General features: G+C 60.9%; 15 protein-coding genes and 1 pseudogene. 8 read left to right on the top strand and 8 right to left on the bottom strand.

The window, feature by feature from the left end; all coding sequences use genetic code 11:
* Positions 1–10: 10 nt before the first annotated feature.
* Both SFUM_RS14895 and SFUM_RS14890 read right to left on the bottom strand, forming a co-directional pair.
* Positions 11–877 (bottom strand): universal stress protein, encoded by an 867-nt coding sequence (locus SFUM_RS14895; RefSeq protein ID WP_011699712.1) that lies wholly within the window; start codon positions 875–877, stop codon positions 11–13.
* Between the two features lie 91 nt (positions 878–968).
* Entirely contained in the window at positions 969–1,589 is a 621-nt protein-coding gene (locus tag SFUM_RS14890; RefSeq protein ID WP_041440669.1) for a hypothetical protein, read from the bottom strand.
* Positions 1,590–2,023: 434 nt separating this feature from the next.
* Between SFUM_RS14890 and SFUM_RS23380 the strand changes: the two genes are divergently transcribed.
* The 4 genes from SFUM_RS23380 (at position 2,024) to SFUM_RS14870 (ending at position 8,673) form a co-directional block, all read left to right on the top strand.
* Positions 2,024–2,974 carry a YcbK family protein gene (locus SFUM_RS23380; protein WP_167321356.1) on the top strand — a complete coding sequence of 317 codons (951 nt, stop codon included), beginning with the start codon at positions 2,024–2,026 and terminating at the stop codon, positions 2,972–2,974.
* A 160-nt stretch (positions 2,975–3,134) separates the two neighbouring features.
* The gene (gene typA, locus SFUM_RS14880; RefSeq protein ID WP_011699710.1) at positions 3,135–4,919 is read left to right on the top strand and encodes a translational GTPase TypA; all 1,785 of its coding nucleotides are present in this window, start codon (positions 3,135–3,137) and stop codon (positions 4,917–4,919) included.
* A 205-nt stretch (positions 4,920–5,124) separates the two neighbouring features.
* Entirely contained in the window at positions 5,125–6,864 is a 1,740-nt protein-coding gene (locus SFUM_RS14875) for a hypothetical protein (protein WP_011699709.1), read from the top strand.
* Positions 6,865–7,179: 315 nt separating this feature from the next.
* The gene (locus SFUM_RS14870; RefSeq protein ID WP_041440667.1) at positions 7,180–8,673 is read left to right on the top strand and encodes a sigma 54-interacting transcriptional regulator; all 1,494 of its coding nucleotides are present in this window, start codon (positions 7,180–7,182) and stop codon (positions 8,671–8,673) included.
* 181 nt (positions 8,674–8,854) lie between these two features.
* Here the strand turns inward: SFUM_RS14870 and SFUM_RS14865 are convergent, their stop codons facing one another.
* Both SFUM_RS14865 and SFUM_RS14860 read right to left on the bottom strand, forming a co-directional pair.
* Complete coding sequence (locus SFUM_RS14865) at positions 8,855–11,314, bottom strand: spermine/spermidine synthase domain-containing protein (protein ID WP_011699707.1); 2,460 nt, start codon at positions 11,312–11,314, stop codon at positions 8,855–8,857.
* A gap of 1 nt (position 11,315) precedes the next feature.
* The gene (locus SFUM_RS14860; protein ID WP_011699706.1) at positions 11,316–12,059 is read right to left on the bottom strand and encodes a protein-L-isoaspartate(D-aspartate) O-methyltransferase; all 744 of its coding nucleotides are present in this window, start codon (positions 12,057–12,059) and stop codon (positions 11,316–11,318) included.
* 688 nt (positions 12,060–12,747) lie between these two features.
* On the opposite strand from SFUM_RS14860, the gene SFUM_RS14855 reads away from it, so the two are divergent.
* Entirely contained in the window at positions 12,748–13,134 is a 387-nt protein-coding gene (locus tag SFUM_RS14855) for a polysaccharide biosynthesis C-terminal domain-containing protein (RefSeq protein ID WP_150109527.1), read from the top strand.
* A 128-nt stretch (positions 13,135–13,262) separates the two neighbouring features.
* Here the strand turns inward: SFUM_RS14855 and SFUM_RS14850 are convergent, their stop codons facing one another.
* On the bottom strand, positions 13,263–14,597 hold the full coding sequence (locus SFUM_RS14850; protein WP_011699704.1) for a putative sensor domain DACNV-containing protein: 1,335 nt from the start codon (positions 14,595–14,597) through the stop codon (positions 13,263–13,265).
* 539 nt (positions 14,598–15,136) lie between these two features.
* On the opposite strand from SFUM_RS14850, the pseudogene SFUM_RS22600 reads away from it, so the two are divergent.
* From SFUM_RS22600 to SFUM_RS14840, 3 genes and pseudogenes are all read left to right on the top strand, one after another.
* Positions 15,137–15,248 (top strand): annotated as a pseudogene (locus tag SFUM_RS22600) (co-chaperone GroES); the annotation flags it as partial.
* A 164-nt stretch (positions 15,249–15,412) separates the two neighbouring features.
* On the top strand, positions 15,413–15,967 hold the full coding sequence (locus tag SFUM_RS14845) for an Hsp20/alpha crystallin family protein (RefSeq protein ID WP_011699702.1): 555 nt from the start codon (positions 15,413–15,415) through the stop codon (positions 15,965–15,967).
* A gap of 48 nt (positions 15,968–16,015) precedes the next feature.
* A complete protein-coding gene (locus SFUM_RS14840) occupies positions 16,016–16,207 on the top strand; it encodes a hypothetical protein (RefSeq protein WP_041440665.1) in 192 nt (63 codons plus the stop codon).
* A 218-nt stretch (positions 16,208–16,425) separates the two neighbouring features.
* Here the strand turns inward: SFUM_RS14840 and SFUM_RS14835 are convergent, their stop codons facing one another.
* The 3 genes from SFUM_RS14835 to SFUM_RS14825 are packed head-to-tail and all read right to left on the bottom strand — an operon-like array spanning position 16,426 to position 22,015.
* Positions 16,426–18,498: a UvrD-helicase domain-containing protein gene (locus tag SFUM_RS14835; RefSeq protein ID WP_011699701.1), complete on the bottom strand. Its 2,073-nt coding sequence runs from the start codon at positions 18,496–18,498 to the stop codon at positions 16,426–16,428.
* Position 18,499: 1 nt separating this feature from the next.
* Positions 18,500–21,007 carry a S8 family peptidase gene (locus tag SFUM_RS14830; RefSeq protein WP_011699700.1) on the bottom strand — a complete coding sequence of 836 codons (2,508 nt, stop codon included), beginning with the start codon at positions 21,005–21,007 and terminating at the stop codon, positions 18,500–18,502.
* A gap of 21 nt (positions 21,008–21,028) precedes the next feature.
* Positions 21,029–22,015, bottom strand: a complete 987-nt coding sequence (locus SFUM_RS14825; RefSeq protein WP_011699699.1) for an AAA family ATPase — start codon at positions 22,013–22,015, stop codon at positions 21,029–21,031.

The following is a 22,015-nucleotide window of genomic DNA, read 5'->3' as shown; positions in this document are numbered from 1 at the left end:
CCCCGGGCGATCACCTGCTCACCCACAACGCGGGTTTGTTCAGCATCTCGAGCAGCTCCATCCCCTTGGAGCTCATGAACCCGCGCTCGGCCGCGTTCTCATCGGCGGTTCCATGCCGTCCGACGGCCACGACCGCGTAAGCGTTCGCGGCTGCTTCCCGCCAGATCGCCTTCCCCGCGTCCCGGGCGCGGATCACCAGGCTCCTGATTCGATGTTCCGGGATGCCGCTCCCGCGAAGCCGCTCCCTGGACGATTCCATGATTTCCTTCACGTTCCGACCGGTTCCCTCGTCGACGTGCAGCAGCGTGATCCGGTGCCGCACCTCTTTTTCCAGCATCGAGACCACATGATCGACGATCCTCTGGCTGGCGTCCGACCCGTCGACGCACAGCAGCACATTCTCGAGTTCCCTGGCGGGGCGCTTGCAGATCCAGAGCGGGATGTCCACCTCGAGCTCCATCATTTCACGGGAAAAGCTGGGATAGAACACCCGCTCGAAGATCGAATGCCCGCGCCGGCCCAGAACGACGGCATGGCATTTCCCGCGCCTGGCTTCGCCCAGAATGTCTTCGATCATTCCGTAGTGCTTGAGAATCAACCGGCTCTCGATCTGGCTGTCGAAGAAACCTTCGTGCAAGAGGATCCTGCGGCTCATCTCCAGTGCTTCACGGCCTTTCTTGTCGTAGATCTCCGAGAGCATTTCATCGATGCGGTGCAGGAGCATGCTCTCCCGGGCGTCCATCGATTCGAACCGCGGAGCGACGTGCAGGAGGGTCAGTCTCAGGTCCGCCTTCGACTTGAAAAAGGAGCCGACGAAACGCACTCCGTACAGGGAATCCTTGTCGTCACCGACTGTGATCAGAAGTCTTCTTTCCATGATCGCCTCTCTTGGTGCGGGAACGATGGAATTCCCGCGGGAGGTTTGCCGGATTCTCGTTTCGCGCGGTCGGTCAGCGGCGCGTCCGGTTTCACCGGGTGCGCTGCGCCTGCAGCTTCGAAAGGTATTGCATTTCCGGAAACAATTCCCGGTCATGCTTCTTGACGAAAGCCCTCAGGTTTTCGGAGGTGTCTTTGATCCTTACGGAAGACGACAGGCGACGCTTGGTGATCTCGCCCTTGATTTCCCCCGACGCGATGCCTTTCTCGACGGCGTCCAATTCGACGATGCAAATCCCGAGGCCCTTTTCATCGACGACGTACTTGACGAACAGGTACCCGTCGGCATCCTCCTCCTCGGGTTTCGCCCACTTGAGACTCAGGTAGGAGGCTCCGTCGATGCCGGTGTTGTGGCCGTTCAGTTCGGAATATTCCAATTCGCCATCGCTTCTCATATCCACCATCACGACGTTCAGCAAACCGGACTTGGCGTTGAACCCGAAATGAATGAACACCGATTCCTTTTCATCCTTCGAATACCAGGTGCCAAAAAGCCGATTGTCGAGGCTCTCCTGCCCGGGGGCCGAGAGCGGATGATCGGAATATGGGACACAGCCGAAAAGCATCGCCAGACCGAAGACGATCGGGAGAACCAGCAGGCCCGCCGCCCTGCCGCTGCCAAGCCTCTGATGAATACCGCGCAATACGCTCATACGAATACTCCCTGCTTCCGGAAAACGTCTCAATCGCCGTTCCGGGAGAAACCGGAGAATCTGCCCCCTGCCGGAAAAAGGGGGGCGCGCCGTTCCCCTCGTCCCGCGGGAAGAGCGCGCGGGGCAGTCCCCGGAGAAGGCTGGCGCATGTCAATTTTCCCCTCAAGGGCGGAGCCACGGGACATTTCGCGAGCACACCGACGGGCTTCCCGTTCAAACGCCAATCAATGCGAGCTGCATGGACTTCATTGCTCCAGATGCCATCCATTGTGGATGAAGACCCGTCGTATGGCAAGCGGAATGTCGAAGGATCCCGGCGGAGTATCGGAGGGCTTTTCATTCGTTTCGCTCAGCCGTCGTTGACGGCTTTCCGCAGGTGTGCTATCTGGAAATCCTTGAAAGAAACCGATTGTGGAAGGAAATTCGTGTTCGCCATGATGATGAGTAAGGGAAGCCCATTCGTTCTGCCGGCCATTCTGTTCTTCCTGGTGCTCGCGGCATTTCCGGTGCGCGCCGCCGACAGGGAGGCCGGCCGGTTTTTTCTCATGGGCGACGGCAAGCTGCACATAAAGAACATGCATACGGGGAGGGAAGCTTCGGTCTCGCTTCTCATGCCCGACGGTTCCCTGGATGAGAAAGGGTTCGACAGGGTTGACGAAGTCTTTGGATTTCCAACCGCGGAAAAGGGTGAGCACATCTCGCCGCGGCTGATCTTCATGCTCGACTACTTCTCCGACCTGGCGGCTCCGGGCAAGACGATCCGAATGGTGTCGGCCTATCGCAGCCCCGATTACAATTCATCTCTACGGAACGCGGGTGGAAACGTCGCGCGCACCAGCCTGCACATCGACGGCATGGCGCTCGATTTCAATATCCCCGGGGTCGACGGCAAAGCGCTGTGGCAAATCATCAAGGAGAAGAACTGTTGCGGGGTCGGGCATTACGGAGGTGCGAACATTCACCTCGATTCGGCGCGGCCGAGGTTCTGGGAAGCGGCGACGTCGAAGGTTCGGACGGGGGAAAGCGATTATAACCGGCGCATGTATCTTTCGACGGATTATGACCGCTACGGGAGCGGGGAGAAGGTCCGGCTTTTCCTGGCCGCGGTGAGCGATTTCGGGTTCGGGGTGAAGCGCCAGGCGGTCATCGTGGACAATTCGCCGGAGCACCGCACCGTCGCGACGGCCCCGATCGGCCTGTCCGGAAGCGGCGACTGTTTGCGCATCGGCAACCGCAAGGCATCGCGGTTCATCACTCTTTCCCTGCCGCCCGAACTGCGTCCGGGCAGATACAGGATCAGGATCGGCTTTTGCGAAAAGCCGTTCGAGCAGATGCCCGACGAGACGCTGTCGAACGAGATCGAGATTCTCGGACGGATGCCCTGAAACCGGCCTTACCCCGGTCTTTTTGCACTCCCACCTTGACTTTCACTCCCTGAATGGGCGAGTATCACGCGCTTTTGTCGAGCCTCTTGTTGCGGCGGCCGAGCTTTTTCGTCGCGAAACGGAACGGCCCGACCGGCACCCTCTCTCGAGAAGGATGGATATGCAGACTCGCAAAGATTTGAGAAACCTGGCCATTATCGCCCACGTCGATCACGGCAAGACCACGCTCGTGGATGCCATGCTGTGGCAGAGCGGCGTGTTCCGGGAAAACGAACAGGTGGCCGAACGCGTCATGGACAGCCTGGATCTCGAACGGGAGAAGGGCATCACCATAATGGCCAAGAACACGGCGATCACCTACCGCGGCACGAAAATCAACATCGTGGATACTCCCGGTCATGCCGACTTCGGGGGAGAGGTGGAACGCACGCTCAACATGGTGGACGGCGTCATGCTCCTGGTCGATGCCACGGAAGGCCCGCTCCCGCAGACGCGTTTCGTGCTCGGCAAGGCGCTTGCCCGGGGATTGCCGCCCATCGTGGTGATCAACAAGATCGACCGGCCGGATCGCCGCATCAACGAGGTGCTCGACGAAATCTACGACCTCTTCATCGACCTGGACGCCACGGAGGAGCAACTGGATTTTCCCGTGCTCTATACCAATGCCAGGGCCGGTGTCGCGCTCACGGGTCCGGACGGCCGGGGTCGGGACCTCGTGCCCCTGTTCGAAGCCATCCTGGAGCACATTCCCGCACCGACCTGCGATCCCGAAGCCCCCCTGCAGTTCCTCGTCACGACTCTGCAACATAGCGACTACGTGGGACGGATCGGCGTCGGCAAGGTGGTGAACGGCGTTTTGCGCCGCAATCGGGAAGTGGCGCTCCTTAAGCCGGACTCCCCCCCGCTCGGGGCTTCGCTCAGCCAGGTCTACACCTATGAGGGGCTCAACCGGGTGGAACGGGAAGAGGTCCCCGCGGGAGACATCGCAGCGGTGGCCGGGGTGGACGACATTTTCATCGGAGACACCCTGGGCGATCTCGCCGAGCCGCGTCCCCTTCCGGTGATCACCGTAGAGGAGCCGACCATCTCCATGGTGTTTTCCGTCAACACGTCTCCGCTTGCGGGCAGGGACGGCAAATTCCTGACCTCGCGGCACATCAAGGAACGCCTGGACAAGGAGCTGCTCTACAACGTCAGCATCCGGGTGGAGCAGGCGGAAAACCGGGATTCCTACCGGGTGAACGCCCGCGGAGAGCTGCAGCTGGCCGTCCTGGTGGAAACCATGCGCCGGGAAGGCTTCGAGCTGTCGCTCTCCAAACCGAAGGTCATCACCCGGGACGTGAAAGGACGGCTCTCCGAACCCATGGAACTGGCCGTGGTGGACGTCCCGGAGAAATTCGTCGGGATCGTCACGGAGATGCTCAGCTCGAGACGCGGGAAGATGACCCGGATGATCAACAACGGTTTCGGCCGCGTGCGTCTCGAATTCGAAATCGCATCACGAGGGCTGATCGGCTTCCGCAGCCGCTTCCTCACCGAAACCCGCGGCACGGGCATCCTGAACGCGCTGCTCGTCGGGTATATGCCCCATGCCGGGGAAATCGCCGGCCGCCCGAACGGCGTCCTGGTCTCCGACCGCGACGGCAGGGCGGTGACATACGCCATTCACCATCTGCAGCCGCGCGGCACCATTTTCGTCAATCCCGGAGAGCCGGTCTACGCCGGGATGATCGTCGGCGAGAATTCCCGTTCCGAAGACATACGGGTCAACATCACCAAGGAAAAGAAGCTCACCAATATCCGCGCGGCAGGTTCCGATGAGGCCCTGCATCTCATTCCACCACGCCGGTTTACCCTCGAGCAGGCGATGGAATACATCAGCGACGACGAACTGGTCGAGGTGACTCCCGGGGCCATTCGGCTTCGAAAAATGGAAAGAAGGTAGCGCCGGCCCGCATGCGGGTCTCTTCGCCCCCAACTCCACCCGGCCATCGCAGTCGGCGAAAGTCCGCGCATCGTTTCCGCATGAAACCCGGACGAATATGTTCTTGCACTCCCATGTTTGGATCTGCTACTGAAAAGCCTTCCGGAATCGAATTCCCATAGCCCGTTCGAAATCCCATCACCTCTTCCAAGAGAAGGAGGCCGCCGTGAAGGCAAACGGAACAGGAACCGTGGTGCTCGGTCTTGCGGTTTTCATGCTGCTCGGCTTTTTGTCTGCCGGAGGCGCCCGTGCGCAGAGTCCGGACGTCAAGGCGATGCTGACGCAGGCCAACAAGGAGCTTCGGCAGGCTGAAAAAGACATGTTCGCCGGGAAATCCGACCAGTCCATCGCTGCCCTTGAAAGCATCGGGCAGTTGATCGCTAGGCTGAAAGCCGCGGATGCGGACAACCCCGGGGTGAAGGCCGCGGAGAACGGCTATTCGAAGCTGGTCAAGGACCTGGAACGGCGCACGGGCAAGGATCTTGGAGGCGGAACGTTGACGGCGGCCGGGTCGAGCACGCCGACCGTGCTGCCGGACAAACCGACCCCCAAAGCCATGCCCGCCGAGGGAACGGCCCCTCCCGCCGCGGCGTCCTCATCGGAAAAACCCGCGTCAGTCGCGGATTCCGGCAAAGCCGTGGAGCCGGCGGCCGGTGAGAAGAGCAAGGACACCGCCGCTTCCTCGGCCAAGGTCCCCTATGAGGCGCGCAAGCCGCTTGCGGATGCGACCCAGCGGCTGGCGAGCCTGGAAAAGAACCTCGGCGACCTGGCCGATCCCGGCTATTCCGGCGACAAGGATCAACTGGTCAAGCGGGTGGAGGAAAAGCTTGCCGAGATCAGGGGATTGCTCGATGAGGCCAGGAAGCTGGCCGCCCAGAAGGGCGTTGCCTCGCACCCCGAATTCGACCGGTTGGAGGCGGAATTGACGTCCGCGGGCGGAAAAGCCGCGCAGGCCAGGGGCGGATATGAGAAGCAGAAGGCGGAGGCAAGCGCCAGGGCCGGGGAAGTGGATGCCGACGTGGCGGCCCTCAAGTCCGAGCTCGACGGGGTGAGCCCGGTTTTCCAGGCGGCGAACGGAGCCGCCATATACTACAACGATCTGAAACCCGTGGAGGAGTTGATCACGCGGATCGAGAGCTTCGAACGCAACGAGCTTCCCGGAATCCGGCAAAAGTTGGAGGCATTTGCCCGGAAGTACGGTTCCACGGCCGAAGCGATCGACACGAAAGCCCAATCCGGCGGTTATTCCGGCCAGCAGCGGGCGAGTTACCCCTACACCGAGTTGGCCAAAGGAATCGAAAACGTCGGGAAGACGCGGACTGCAATGGCGGAAAGCCTGGTGGACAAGGCGAGAGCGCAGCTTGACGGCATGGCTAAGGCTCACGATTTTTCCATGGCGGAGCAACTCGCCGGAGTCAAAGCGTGGATCGCGACAGCCGCCCGGTATCAGTCGGACAACCCCGCGGTCGTGCAGGCCCGGGCCGTCATCGATCAGCAGATCGCCCAGGCGATGCAGGACTTCAACGCAAGAATCGACAAGCGCACATGGCCCGGTCAAGCCGCCAATGCGCCGGCCGATGCCGACGGGCTCCGCAAGGCGGCCCTGGAATGGTTTAAGAACAGCGCCGACTGGGGCAGGCGCGAGAAGGATCCCCGCCGCCCGCTGGCAGTGGTGGTCACCGGTCCGTGGTCGATCCAGGAGAGAAACATCGTCGGGGAACCCACCATGTATGGGCTGCCCGTTCTGTTGGCGGTCGAAGTGGATTCCGACAAGGATCTCAAGGTGGCCCGGGTTTTTGCCCTGACCATGCGAACCGCCGAGAGGGTGGGGGTCAAAATGGAGCCCCCCTTCGACCACGTCACGGTCGGCGACAGCTATTTCATACGTTCGTCGGCGATAAAGTAGCCGTCGCGCAATGCCGCGGGGTCCCCGGTCTTGCGAAACCGGGGGGATAGGCCTTCCCCCGGGCGCCTGGCCGCAAGGTGCCTGCGTTCAGAAGATGTCCAACCGGTCCCGGCGCATTTTGCTTGAAAATAACCGGGTCCGGCGCATCTTCACGGTTTGTCGAGAGTCCCCGGCTTAGGGCGGTTTGCATGCCGTTTCCATATGCGCCGGAATATCACGTCATTCCAAAGTGACGGGCAGGATGGGGCACGGCCGCGCCACGGGGTGTCAGCCGATTGATTGACATCCAATGCACGGCTCATATACACTGGCTGCATGAATCGGGGACACAAACTCTCAGCCCGGGATCGGCGGTTTTTCGAGCTGGTTTCGCGGGCGACCTTCTGCAACCCGTTCAGCGACCGCAGGACGGAGCTCGACCTCCGCATCGCGGACTGTTCACCGGCCACGCCTTACGAAGAGCGGATCGACCGGGTGATCGCGAACGTGGCGGAGGAAGTGCGGAAGCTCGAACGCGCGGACCGTGCGGATCTGCGTTTCTACAGAGGGGAGGACCGCTATGTCGTGCAGAACGCCTTCCTCTTCGATGTCTATCACCGTGTTTCGGATCGGTTGGACGAGCTCATCCTGCGCGAAATCGCATCGGGGCACGAGAGGCGCCCCCTGCCGTTCGCCCGCGATACGCTCGCCACGTTGACCGGCCGCGGGTTCAGCGTTCCCGAGGCACATCGTTTCTTCGCCATGTTCTACCAGGTGCGCCGGGCCTTCTATTTCATCAACCACGGCCTGGTCGGCGCAAGCCCTTCCATGAAGCAGCTTCGTCTGCACCTGTGGGACGATATCTTCACGCACGACATCCGCTGGTATGAGAAATACCTGTGGAATCGGATGGAAGACTTTTCCACGCTGCTCCTGGGTGAGACCGGCACGGGAAAGGGAACCGCGGCCGCGGCCATCGGCCGTTCGGGGTTCATCCCGTATGATGTCGGTAAGGGTTGTTTCACCGAGAGTTTCACGCAGAACTTCATTTCCATCAACCTGTCGCAGTACCCGGAAGCGCTCATCGAATCGGAGCTGTTCGGTCATCGCAAAGGCGCGTTCACCGGGGCCATCGAGCATCACCAGGGCATATTCGCCCGGTGCAGTGCGCACGGTTCCATTTTTCTGGACGAGATCGGGGACGTTTCCATTCCGGTCCAGGTGAAGCTGCTCCAGGTCCTTCAGGACCGGACCTTTTCGCCCGTGGGAAGTCATGAGAAGCTGCGCTTCAACGGCCGGGTCATCGCGGCGACCAACAAGCCCCTGGACGATCTTCGCCGCCGGGGACTCTTCCGGGACGATCTCTTTTACCGCCTCTGTTCGGACATGATCGTCGTTCCTCCGCTTCGGCAGCGCCTGGGAGAAGATCCGGCCGAGCTCGACGTCATGGTGGCCCACGTGATCCGGCGTATCGTGGGGGAAGCGTCGAGGGAACTGGCCGTGATGGTGCGGGAGGCGATCGGCGCCAACCTTGGAGCGCATTACGCCTGGCCGGGAAACGTGCGCGAGCTGGAACAGGCGGTGCGCGGCATTTTGCTGACAAGCCGCTATCATGGCGACCGCGGGGTTGCGGCAACCGCTCCCGAAGCCGAGCTCATCAGCGGGATAAGGGACGGGGTGCTGACCGCGCATGAGCTCGTGGCATCCTATTGCGCCCTGCTCTACGACCGTTTCGGCACATATGAGGAAGTGGCGCGGAGGACCGGCCTCGACCGCCGCACCGTAAAGAAACACGTCCAGGAACGGCGGGGGGCGGAGCGGGCCTGCTGACGGGCGCATCGGAACGTAGCAAGGGGCGGGGTTTATCCCCGCCCGCGTCGCCTCCCGCTGTGCATGTGCTGTATAATCTTGAACACACCTCGGTATAAAGGGACGCTTTCATTCGACGGGCCGCCCGGGAATCGAACCTCCGCGCGCGGCGCGCCGGGCCATACGCCCGGTTTCCGACACGTCATTCACGCACGTTCGCGGCGGGGTTTCGATGTGGAAGCCCCCGGGCGCTCATCGCCGCCACTCCGTACAGCGCCGCCGCAAAGATCACGACGGCGTTGAACCCCAGGTGGATGGCCAGGAGGGAAGCCAGCACCGTGGCGAGGACCGAGGTGCAGCCGTTGATTGCCCACGCCCATGGGATGCAGGCCGGTTGGGACTCGCCAAGCATCTTGAGCCCGAGAGGAAACGGCATTCCCATCGGGAAGGCGAGGAGGGCGATGAGGACCAGGGACACGACGATCCGAACCGGGTCCCCCGCGCTCGCCAACCGGCCAAAAAGCCCGGGGATGAAGATCACGTAGAGAACCGACAGGATCACGACGACCGCCGCGGCAACCAGGATGGTCACGACATTCCCGTTGGGCCCATTCGGCGTCATGGCCCTGCTCAGCACCGCCACGCAGCGGCTACCCAGGCCGGCAAAGACCAGGAAACCGGCGATGACGACCGATGCGGCATAGATGGGGTGGCCCAGAAAAAGGATGAGCTTCTGAATGAAAGCCATCTCCATGAACAGGAACGCGAACCCGAGCGCCGAGAAGTAAACGGCGATGCGGCCTCCGTTCATTCCCGCCGATCTTTCGCGCTCCAGGAAAAAGAGCGGAACCAGGATCAAGGCAAGACTCAGCGCCACGGCCTGGATCAGCGTCATCACCAGCACGGGGTAGCCCCATTCCATGAGCGGCAGCCCTCCCCGGCCCCTCGCTGAAAGGATCTCGGGCAGCGTTCTCCACTTGAAAAAATGGAGGAAATAGGGGCGATCGTCCGTGGCGGGCTCGATGGCGAACTTGTACCGTTCCATGAATTCCTTGCGCCGCTCTCCGATAAGCGCCTGAGCGCCTTCCGACAGGTACGGTTCATCGAGAACGTTGAACCGGTTGGTTTCCCCGGGTTCCAGGCCCGGGCGGAAGTCGATGTCGAACGCGCGCTCGGCGCAGAAGCCCCTGATCCGTTCCAGGTCTTTCCCCGAGAGTTCCCCTTTCTTGACAAGAAGTGTGGTCGTGCTCCAGCTGCGGATGAGAGCCATTTGCCCCTGCGGGCTTGCGACGCTCGACCGTTCCAGCGCCTGCACGGCCGTGGCGAAAAGCTTCAGGCTGTCCCGGGGCGGCACCTTGAGCCAGCGCGTGACGGCAAGACAGCCGCCCGGTGCAAGGCGGCGGTAGGCATCGGTCAGAGCCTCCACCGTATACAGATAGGATTCGCTCAGGGCGTGTCCCCCCGTGGCCGAAGCCGTGAACGAATCGAGGAGGGAGACCTGGATCAGGTCGAAGGTCGTATCCGTCCTGGAAAGGAAGCTCCTGGCGTCGGCGGCATGGAGCCTCACCTTTTCGTCGCCGTAGAGCCGGCCCGAGTATTCGCCGAACGTATCCCCGACCAGGGAAATCACGTTGGCGTCGAGCTCTACGGCATCAACGGTCCGGGCCCCGTTGAGCCTTGCCGTGAGCACGTCCATTCCTCCTCCCGCCCCGAGCACCAGGACCCGCGGGTTCTTCAGCAGATGAAACGGCAACGCGGAGGTCAGGCAGTCCAGGAACGCGAGGGAAGTGGGGTTGCCGTCGAAGCGGGTGATGGGGCTCATGGAGTCTCCGTCCACGAAGATCCCGAGCTGCGCGGGAGGCTCCGCCGTGCAGTGCAGGCTCATTCCGGGCGCGTGGCGGAAAGGGATGACCGGGCTTTCCACGACGGCCAGCCAGCCGAGAGGGCTTGTGCGCTCGGCGACGATCCGGGCGCCCGGAGACAGCAGGGCCGCGCTCAGGCCCTTGTAGGGGGAAACGTTGGGGAATGCCCCGCCCTGCGGCCAGATCAGGGGGAAAACCGCGCCGCACAGGATCGTGAAGATTCCCGCCATACGGAATCGCCGCCCCCTCTCGTTCAGGAGGACGAGGCCCGCCGCCGCGAATCCCGCCATCGAAAGAATCGGCGGACATTCCCAGGGCGGGAGGACAAAAAGGAGGAGGACGATTCCGAGAGCGCCCAGACCGGCTCCCAGGAGATCGAAGAAGTAGACGCGATGGATGTTCTCCTTGAACCGGGCGAGAGCCAGGGAGAGGCAGTTGCCTCCGAAAAAGAAGGGCAAAATGAGGATGAGATAAGTCTGGAACAGGTAAAGCCACTGGCGCGGATCCCATAGGATCTCGAGGGGATTGAGGGGAACGAGTCGGGCCGCCCCGACGGTGGTCGGGAGCGCCAGGCCGAACAGGATGGCGTTGAGGCAGAACACGCGGTGAAACCGCGGGATCAGCCATTTCTGAAACAGGGTGTTGAAGGTTCCGGCGGCCCCGAGTCCCAGGAGGGCGAGGCTGATGATCATACCTGCGAAGTGGTGCCACTGGGCGATGCTGAGGAGGCGCATGAGAAGGATTTCATGGCCGAGGAGGGCCATGGAGATCAAGGAAACCGCAAGCCCGACGGCAATCATGTCAGTGCCCGCCGGTCAAAGGGACGAAAGCCACGGGAAGGATCTGACGCGTCCGGGTCCGCCCCTGCTCGTCCTTTTCCACGAGCATCAACTGCTGCACGAAGAAGGGGCCGCCGACGGGGATGATCATTCTCCCCCCCGGTTTGAGCTGATCGAGGAGAGGCGGCGGGATGTGACCGGCGGCGGCCGTGACGACGATCCCGTCAAAGGGGGCGTGCTCTTTCCATCCATGGTAGCCGTCGCCGGTCCTGACCCGCACGTTGTCGTACCCCAGCCGCTTGAGCCGCTCCGCGGCGGTTTCGGCCAGTGCCTCGATGATCTCGATGGAGTAGACGCTCCGCACGAATTCGGCCAGAATGGCCGCCTGGTATCCCGATCCCGTTCCGACCTCGAGCACCGTGCTCTCGCTCCCGACCTTGAGAAGGTCGGTCATGACGGCCACGATGTAAGGCTGCGAGATGGTCTGCCCGTAGCCGATGGGAAGGGGACGGTTTTCGTAGGCGTAAGCCCGCTCGGCCGCGGGAACGAATTCATGCCGGGGAACTCGGGCCATGATCTCCATGACTCGGGGATCGAGCGCCGTCTTGCCGATACGCTCGCTGGTCCGGCGGGCGTCCTCCTCGATCTCCCGGACCATTTTCGCGCGGGCCGCGCCGTAGGGATCGTCCGCGGCCCCGACCGCCCCGCCTGCAGCCATGGACAGCAAAAGGATCACGAGGAATGCGCCTGTCGATTTTCGGCTCATGAGGCTCTCTCCTTCACCCATGAAAAAACTTGCGATCCCCGGGAACAACGGGTTCATCCCGTCACCGGCCACCTGAGCGTCGGCAGGGAGTTCGTCGCCTGAGCACGCAGGGCTGATACCTTTTCTGAGCCGGGAAAACGGCTGGAATCCTCCGGCCCGGATCGTCCCGGAATAAAGGAAACGGTCCTCGGCCCCTTGAAAGAACCTGCTCGCGCAGGCATGCAGGACTCCGTTTCCCGGAGGTCGCACGATATTCCGCAGGCAATGATCCGCGTTCGGAGCGATTCGAAATCAGGAGATTCGGCTTCAGGACGAGAATGTCATGGAATCCGCCGGCGGCAATGACCGCATGGTCCGCATGTTTTGCATTGCTTTTCTATTCTGATGCATTTGCGCGAGATGTCAACAAGATGACCGGCGGGCGGATCGACCGCATCTCGATGCCGATTGACACCTGCGTTCAACCCTTGCTAAATCCTTATTGTCCGAGCGGTCGCCGGTTTCGTGCGTGAGGTTTTCCCGCCTGCCTGGTCACGGCCTGTCGGGCGATCCAAGCCGCGAAGGAACCTCCGGAGCGGATCCGACCGAACGCCGGGCGGGGGAGCGAAATGAGGAAAAGCCGGTGGAACGAGGAATTGCGCGACTCGATGGGGCGAATGCGAGGGTGGTGATGAGGGGGAACAAACCTATGAAAAGCGTCGTCGAGTGGATTTCTCCCAAGCAGGATGAGCGTGGAAGCGTATGGGAACCTCTAAGTGCGGAACGCTTGCAGGACCAGCGGAACGTCCACATCGTCATGACCGAGCCGGGAAAAATCCGCGGCAACCACTTTCACAGGGAGGGCGTGGAGACCATCGCGGTCTACGGGCCTGCCCTGGTTCGCATCCGCGAAGGCGAATCGATTGCGGATATCGTCATTCCGGACGGCAGAGTCCTGCGCCTGATCATTCCCCCGGGGGTCTCCCATGCGATCAAGAATACGGGCGTTCGGCCGAACCTGCTGGTCGCGTTCAACACCACCCGGCATGACCCGCAAGTCCCCGACACCGTAAGGGACATCCTTCTGCGGGACTGAATCGGACTTGGATCGAACCGGGGCAAGGCCGGCACGCCCGATGTCCGGGGCTGTCCGGAGCGGCGTCGGGACGGCGGGGGGCGGGCTCGTTCCCGGAGTTCACCGATATCCCGCGGGGTTGCATGCTTTCAGAAATCGAACGTGCTCAGAGTCGCCTGGTCCCAGTAGACCACCATATCCTCCTTCCACACGATGACGCGCACAATCCCATCCTGAGAAACCACGACGGCAACCGCATCGCGGAACTCGTGGCAGAGGCGGTAGGCGGACCGGTGCCGGGTGCCCACGCCCCGGGTCGATTCCACCCGCCTTTGTTCTCCCTCTGCATCCAGGGCCTGTGCAACGGTTTCCACCCTGCTCGACCTGCTGAGGATTTCCCCGCCGAAACCCAGCAACTCGAGGCTCTTGGTCATGACCACCGCGCCGTCTATTCTCGTGAGATCGGCGACGAGGTGGGCCGCCTCGAAAATCGCCTCATCCAGTCGTTCGATGGCAACACTGGTGCTCGCCACGTATTCGTTCCATCCCACCGGGCGATGCATGAACCCCTGTTTTCCGCATTCCTCCGCCAGGGTGTTCATGATCTGCAGATAAAGCGTTCCGATGCGGTAACGCGGTTCCTCCTCGGCAAATTTGTACTTGATGTCGATGCAGCGGTTATCCGAAGTGAGCTCCGCCGCCCGCTCCTGCGGGACGAGGATGATCGTTCCGCCATGGCGAAAGCTGCGCACTATGCTCACGATGCGCCGGTAGACCTGCTGGGTGAGGATCCTGATGAAAGATTCATCCAGGGCCGCCCAGGAGTTTGCAGCGCGCTCGCGGGCCTCCCGGTGCAGCCTGATCAGTGTGTTTCCCGAAGGCGTGAAGCTTGCCGGCAGCCAGTGTGAGCCCAGGATGTCTCCCTTCGGCAGGGAGATCAGCCCTGAATTCAGGGCGGCGACCATCTCCCCCCCTCTACAGACGGCGAGGCGGCCCGGCCCCGTTACCCGAATGACCGGCGCGGGCGGCAGAAACCCGGTGGTCTTCCTTCCTCCATAGACCGCCTGCATCCACCGCGGCCCCGAATTGACGATCCCCCAAACCCGAAGCCCCTCCATGGGATGCAGGTTCACTCCGATCAGCGAGCGATGGAAATCGGCGGCGGGTGAAAGCCGCCTCAATTCATCTTCATTGAAGGGGCGCGGCTCGCCGAATGCAACGCGGTGCAGCCCTTCGGGAGGGCCCTGCCGCGCATCGAGGCGATCCGGGTCTTTGAAGAGAAGACGGAATGTGACGGGCCTCCCTTCCTCCACCATCAAGCTCGCCTGGTAGCAGGTGGACAGGAGCACCTCGAGCACGGACGGTTCGGGCAAGGGATCGCAGACCGTGCCGCTCGGCGGCCTTTCACCGTCCATGGCGGCAGGAGGAGCATTCCACTGCCGGCTGACGATCGACGCCAGGTCTTTCGGGTAAGAATGCTTCATGGCGCACACTCCGGCGTCCTGTTGTTTTCCCCTTTCGAGCCGGTTCCCCGGATGCGGGCCGGAACGATCGCCCGCATGATCGGCTTCACCGAGGACGAGGCAGGAACGGCCTCAACGGTCGGCACTTTGCCTCCGGGTCGGCAAGGCCCGGTTTTTTTGATTTTTCGGTGCGTGGCCCGGGATTGCGCGTCTTCGTCTCTGCAACAGTTCTTCGCAAGTCGTCTTCTTTGATTCCAGTTTAACATGCGGATCGGTTTTGCGCGCACAAATCGCTCTGGAAGACCCGTCTATTGGAAATCACTCTGCAAATTGACTCTGTGCGACATGCCGTAAAATTTTTCGAACGCCCATTGACAATCGGGAAGACCGGATTAACAAATATTTTGTCAGCACTCACTATTGTCGAGTGCTAAAGTTCTCGTTGGAAGGGTTTTTACCCGTGCCGTGTTCATGCATGGCGGCATGAATCTTGATTCGAAACTTCAAGGAGCGATGGTATAAAGCTCAAGCCCCTGCATGATCGGATTGTTGTCAGGCGCATGGGCGGAGGAGGAGAAAACCGCCGGAGGGATCATCATCCCGGACATGGCCAAGGAGAAACCCCAGCAGGGCAGAATGGTCGCGGTCGGGGAAGGCGTTTTCAGGGACAATCGCATTTTCGGTTTCAACGCCTGGACCGATTCCTGCGGGGATCTCGTGGGTGAGGGAGTCATCGACCCGAGCAGAGCGGTGCGCCTTGCCCTACAGAATGCGTCGAGCGTGCCGCGCGGGTGCTCAAACCGCCCGATGCCGGTCTTGGAAAGGAGGAATATGCCATGGATTTCAAAAAGCTGGCACCCTGGAACTGGTTCAAAAAGGAAGAGGAGCAGCAGTCCGCAAACCTTCCCGTGCAGCGCTACGACCAGCCGCGCCACGACAACCCCGTCGCGCGGTTTCACCAGGAAATCGACCGGATGTTCGACCATTTCTTCCGAGGGTTCGGTTTTCCGTCGATGGGGGTGGGCAGGGAAATCGCTCCGATGTCGGGCACCGAGTGGCTGAAGCCCATGCTGGATATTGCCGCCGGCGACAAGGAGTACACGATCACCGTCGAGCTGCCGGGGGTGGACGAAAAGGACGTTCAGCTGGAGCTGCAGGAGGATACCCTGATCATCAAGGGTGAGAAAAGGCAGGAGAAGGAAGAAAAGGATAAGAATTACTACCGGATGGAGCGCTCCTACGGCTCCTTCCAGAGGGTACTGTCCCTGCCCGAAGATGCGGAGCAGGAGGGCATCAACGCCGCCTACAAACACGGTATCCTGACGATCACCATTCCCAGGAAGGCCCGGGCGGTCGCGAAGCCGAAGCAGGTCGTGATCAACAGGCAATGAGAATCCGTGGGTTGCAGGGATCACTCATCGGGAAAGGAGGATGGGACCATGGATATCGATCGCGCATTGAGGGTTTTCAGGCTGTATTGCATGCATTATGAGCAGGATCCCAAACAGGCCGAGACGCTGCTTCTGACCGGCGAGGAAAAGCAGGCGATCCTGGAATTGAAGAACCTGATCGAGGAATACGGGAGGCTTTTTGAAGCGGACAAAGCCGCGCGGACGGACAAGGCCGCATGATGACGTGAAATTCACTTCGACGGGGAGGGGCCGCGGAGAACAAGGCCCCTGCCCACAAGCTTTCCCGCACGATCCCCCGACATTCGCCCCGGCGGAGAGGCGTCCCCTCTCCGCCCGCCCGAGGGGGGCAGGCTACCTTCCTCAGGGACCGTCCCGGATAAGGGCCACCATTATTGCTATAAGCTTGTCCACGCTTCGGAGATCGCATTTTGCCCACATCACATCCGCAGATCATCGAGGAACTCCGAAGCAGGGTCGACACCGGTTACAAGCAGATGGTCCCTTGCACGGGTACAGGCGACATAGAGCAGGTGGCGTTCGGTGTTGTATACCTCGTCCAGGTCGGAGTCGTCCGAAACCGCTTCGATCCGTTCCTGCAGAGGAATGACCTCGTCGTCACAGGCCATCACGGCGACTGCCCGAAACTCCAGGCCTTTGGCAAGATGCATGGTGCTGATGGAGACGTAACCACTGCTCGAGTCCACGCTATCGTCCAGTACCCTGACCGGAAGTCCTGCGGCTTTGGCTGCCGCGCGGGCTCGATCCAGTTCGGCAGCGGAACGAAAGAAAACTCCCACTTCGTGAGGCCGCAATCCTTGGTCCATAAGTCCGGAGAGCCACCTTCCGACAGCCTCGATTTCCTCATCCGGTGTGTCGAGAATCATGAGCTTGGGTTTTGGCCCATTGAAAATCGAGATTGTACCGCGTCGCTCTTCGGAATTTCCGTCAACATCGGATAATTCCGGGGCAAGCAGGCGGTCAGCCTGCATTCTGATCTGGTGTGAAGTCCGGTAATTGATTCGAAGCGTGTGGGATCGACCACGAATGTCGACGCCGAGAGCCTTCCAGGAGAATGGCTGCTGAAAAATCCGTTGGCCGAGGTCGCCTGCGAAGAACAGGTGATGCGGGTGCGTGGCGGTGAGAGCAGCGAGAAATCGGAGCTGAGATATTCCGACATCTTGTGCCTCATCCACGACCACATAATCGAACGGCGGCCGTCCGGTCTCGGCGAGCTGCGAGGCCAGGCGACTGAAAAGATAAGACTCGGTCACCATGCCCCGATTCTCCAAGCTGGACCAGACGTGGTCGAAAATGGACCAGAGCACTGCACGTTGCTTCTCTTGAAGGCGTGTCTTTCGACCCAGCCGCCTGACGTCGCGATAGGCTTCCCAAGTTTTCAGTTGCCAGGCATCCACAACCTGCGCCCATTCCATCATCAGGAAATGGCGGCTGAACCTGTGGCCGTCGACCGCCCCGGCAGCCTCGTCGAGAGCCTGCCGGATCGCTTCCCGGGAAGCGATCCGGGGACGGCCGAAGTTCAATTCATAAAGCCGCCTGCCTATCGCGCCCATGGCGTGCACTTCCAGGCGTTCGCCAATCCGCGGTTCATTGCTGATCAATCGTCTGAGCTTAGTGCGCAGTGCATTCGCCAGGGTCTCGGAAAACGTCGTGAGCAGCACCCGCGCATCGGGGTGGATACGGGCAAGATGAACGGCCCGGTGGAGCGCAACGATGGTCTTTCCCGTACCTGCGGAGCCCGAGACCCGGGCAGGGCCGCTGAATTGTCTCTCCACCAGCTGACGTTGCGCGGGATGGAGAAAAACCGTCCACTTCTCCCAGGCATAGTCTAGGGCGCGTTCCAGCGCTTCAACGTCATGCATCACGCGGAACCGGCGCTGTGCATCGGGGTGGTCGAACGGATCCTTGCCGTGTGCTGTAGGTTGTGTGATCTGCGGATGCACCCCGGTGGCCAGATCCAGCAGCGCCTCGGCCGCTTCGCTCGGAAGATGGTCGGCCAGCTCCAACACGGTATCCTCATTGGCTTTGCGCACATCATCCAACCACTCGATGGGCACACCGTAACTCAATAGATCTTCTTCGGGGACGTCGGCAAACAGGGGTGGCTTGGCATGATCCCTCTCCCCCACTTCGACGTATTTGGAAACCGTGATCTCCCTGACCGTCTCTCGGACCTCAACCAATTGTGCGGCGCCGGTCTTGGGATGCGTTTCCAACTTGCGCCGCTCGGCCCAATCGTAGGCGGTGTCATGGTGGTCGACGTAACACAGGAGCAGGCTCGCGTCCGTCTTGTGCACAATGATTCGAATGTCGCCGCTGACCCGCACCGACCAGAAGTTGGGGTCTCGCGCCTTGTCCAGCTTGTGGAAATGCATTCCAGGTTTGCCAAGGTTCATTTGCAGGTCGAAGGCCGTGGTCTTCACCGCCTTCTGTTCGTGCCCCGTAAGCCTGCTGAGGCTGTCGGTGAATGTGTCGGCAATGCGGAATTCCATATCAGTGTTCCACCGCCACGGGCGTGGTGATCAGATTGGCAACGGCGTTATAGAGGTCTACCTCGATTTCCGGCGCGCGAATGGACACGACCAGAGAATAGCGCGCTGCCGTGTCATATCGTTCCATTCGTGTGTGGGTCTTCCACCATCCCACCGCCGGATAGACTGCCAGGATTCCTCGACTGGCGAGATCGGCGGCGCTGCCTTGCCAGATGTCTGAGTGCAGTGATCCCTTGTGCCGATTTTGTATACCTATCACCCACCCAGGATCGTCACCCCTGCTACGCGTACCCTCCTCTTCGTTGCGTGCGGCAGCATTGATCCGCGCTCGGAAATCGTCCTCCGACTCCGATGGGCGCTTTACATCGAAGCGCAGTCCGTGAGATTCATACCGGTAGCGTGAACGGAAACCTCTCTCCGACGGGTTGGGTTCTATGAAATAGGACAGCGTTACGCGCATTTCCACCCGTGCTTCACCCAGTTCTTCGAGTTCAACCAGCGGCCAGGGCAGTCGGTGTAGGTGCATATCCTTCAGGGCTGGCTGCTTATGGGCTTCACGCTTGAATGGATACAGGTGTTCCTCCACCACCATGGTGAGGGAATTCGAAAGACTCCACAGGGCACGATCCAGATCCGGTACACCGAAACCACAGTGACGGACCAGATTTTCGAAATCTTTCTTTGATGGCTTTTCGCGTGCCGGCAGAAACATGGACCGCATTGTATCCGTCCATTCTGCGGAATGGACCATTAAGGCACGTATAGATTCCGGCCAAAGCTCCGGATAGACCGACATCAATCGCGCCGCCATTCCGCCGGCAAGCGCCGTTGCCGCACTGGTGGCGTTCGTTGTGGTGAACAATCGCCGGCTCGGCACATGGTATGAGGTAAGGAGGCTCAGACTGGGCAACCAAACGGCGCCAAAAGCATCTTTGGCCGCATTGCCGCCCTCGAACACCACATCCGGCTTCAGAGGCCAACGTGGCTGCCAGGTGAGAGACGTTGTACTGAAGGGACTCAGTCCGCCAACCGGTGCAATAGACTGATAGTCGCCGGCGTCCGGTTCGGTTATATGGATAAGATCGGTGCAGGCACCGACAGTCAAGGCGTTCCAGGCCTGACCGGGATCATGAATGCCATCGGTCTCGTTGCTGTAGGGGTACTCGACCCAGGCGTTCGGGTCATCGATGTTCCCGGCGGATACTATCAGCAGCCTCGGGGTTCCCCCGTATTCCTCCGCATCGGCCGCCAAACGATCGATTGCGGCTGACCACGCCGAAGGACGGCCGTGATCGCGGTAGTCTTTAGCAGTTACTGCCATGCTAAACACCCGGCGGCGGTGCGGCGACGTGATCTCTGGCCGGGCAACCGCCTCCGTCGTCAAGTAACCGTGGTGTCGGGCATCTCCCGCATTAGCCCCATCCAGCGGCAGCAACTTGACCGATTCCAGGCGATGACCGATCTCGATAGGGGCACCCGAATCAAGGGACTCCGCAAGATTTCCGGCCAGGGCGAGTCCTGCCATGGCCGTGCCGTGCCCGTATGTGTCGTCCGTTCCCCACGCGGGTTCCACAGTGTGTAAATCCCGATCGGCAAGCGCCGGTGCGATCAAAGGGTGTCCATTGTTGACGCCGGTGTCAAGCAAACACACATGGGGAACAGCTTCGTCCGGTCGGGTAAACCGGGTACGGCCAAGCAACTCCTCTAACCATTCCGGCTGCTCTTGCGGCGGCAGGGCATGGAAGAACTCAGCCGTCTCCTTGGCCCTCCTGAGTTCGGCAATGCTGTTGATTGTCATCATGGAACGTCGCATCTGGCTGGCGGAGGCATGTGCCAATAACACCGTCCGTTCCGGGAACTCCAGTTCGCCAGGAGCCACTTGCAGATCCTGTGCTTCGGCCAGGCTACGGAAATTGGCTACGGTGCCGGCGCGATCACCGCAAACCGGTAGCCAGACCTCCCACCAGAAGGTTTCGTCATCCGTGGCCGGGAAGACCTGCAAGTCATCCGTCCAGAGGGCACGCAGGCTTGCGGCACGAATTTGCTGAATCGCATTGATCAGGGTTTTATGGTCCCGAGCGCGCCCCGCTTTATCGCGCTTTTCTTCAAGATAGTCCCGAATCAGACCTTCAAAATGTTCCAGCTTCCCATCCGGGACAAAGACGGTCGCGTACGTGCGCTGATCCTGATGGCGAACGTTCTGCAATTCGATTCCGGAACGTTCCCGCGCCAAACTTTCAAAAGCCAGATCGATGTCCGGAAAGCTTTCGAACTCCACCTGCAATCCGAATCCGCCATCGAGTCCGACCTCTTCCTGAGCCTCCCGAGCGGCCAGCATCTCCGGCTTCAGTGCTTCGACCTGACCAAGCAGCGCCGCACCGTGTCGTTGACGGTCACGCTCAGGAACCTTCCCCTGTTCAATTATCCGCTGCGGTCGGCTGAACCGCTCGGGTTCGGCAATGCTTCCCAGGATGAAGTGCCGTTTCTTTCTCTCGTTGCGTTCCATCATGCCAAGAAGGTGCCTTCCCTGCTATGAGCTTTTTTTGAGCCTGCCCGCAACGACCTGGCGTTCTGACAACATGAGGCGGATGTCGGGCTCAGTGACGAATTCCCGCTTAAGGATCAACGCCTCCTTGAGCGCTTCTTCTGCAGCCCGAGTGACTTCTGCATAGCTCAGGCCCGTCGCGGTCTTCGCCAATCTTTTCCAGGAAATACCTTTTGCGGCAAAACCCGCCAACCGCGTCTTGAGCAGCGCTGCGATCTGCATTACATCAGGCAGTTCGTAGTGCAGCACATCGTCAAAACGACGGAATAGAGCGTGGTCCAGGATTTCCGGATGATTTGTCGCCGCAACGATGAGGCTGTGGGAGTAATCTTGCTCGATCATTTGCAGGAAGCTATTGAGCACCCGTCGGATTTCGCCGACATCATTGGACAATCCCCGATGGGAGCCGATTGCGTCAAACTCGTCAAAAAAGTAGACGCCGCGAGTTTGGCTGGTGGCATCGAAGACCTGCCGCAGTTTGGCTGCCGTCTCCCCCATAAACTTGGTGATCAACCCGTCCAGGCGGACCAGGAGCAGCGGGACACCCAACTCGCCGGCGAGAACCGAGGCAGTGAGGGTCTTGCCGGTGCCCGGAGCCCCCACCAAAAGGAGTTTGCGACGCGGCGAAAGCCCATGCGCCAGTATTTGGCCGGCGTGACGCTGTTCTCGAATAACCCGCTGTAGCTCCTGCTCCAAAATTGGGTCGAGGACCATGTCCCCCAGCCTTGCCTTGGGGTACGAAACCGTCAGCAGCCCAACCAACTCTCCCTTTGGCCGGCTGATGGGCACAGGCGGCACTACGCTTCGACGGTGCTTGGCCTCATCGACAAGCGTCCGCAGCTCTTCGGCCAGCTTGCCATGGCCCAGTTTTGCCTCATGGGCGGCGACCTGCATGACCACCGAGAAGAAGCGCTGATCATCACCCTCCAGGTGTGACTTGAGCAGGGCCTTCAACTGTTCAGCACTTGCCAT

The sequence above is a fragment of the Syntrophobacter fumaroxidans MPOB genome, assembly GCF_000014965.1.
GTDB lineage: Bacteria > Desulfobacterota > Syntrophobacteria > Syntrophobacterales > Syntrophobacteraceae > Syntrophobacter > Syntrophobacter fumaroxidans.
This window is presented reverse-complemented; position numbering and strand designations above follow the sequence as displayed.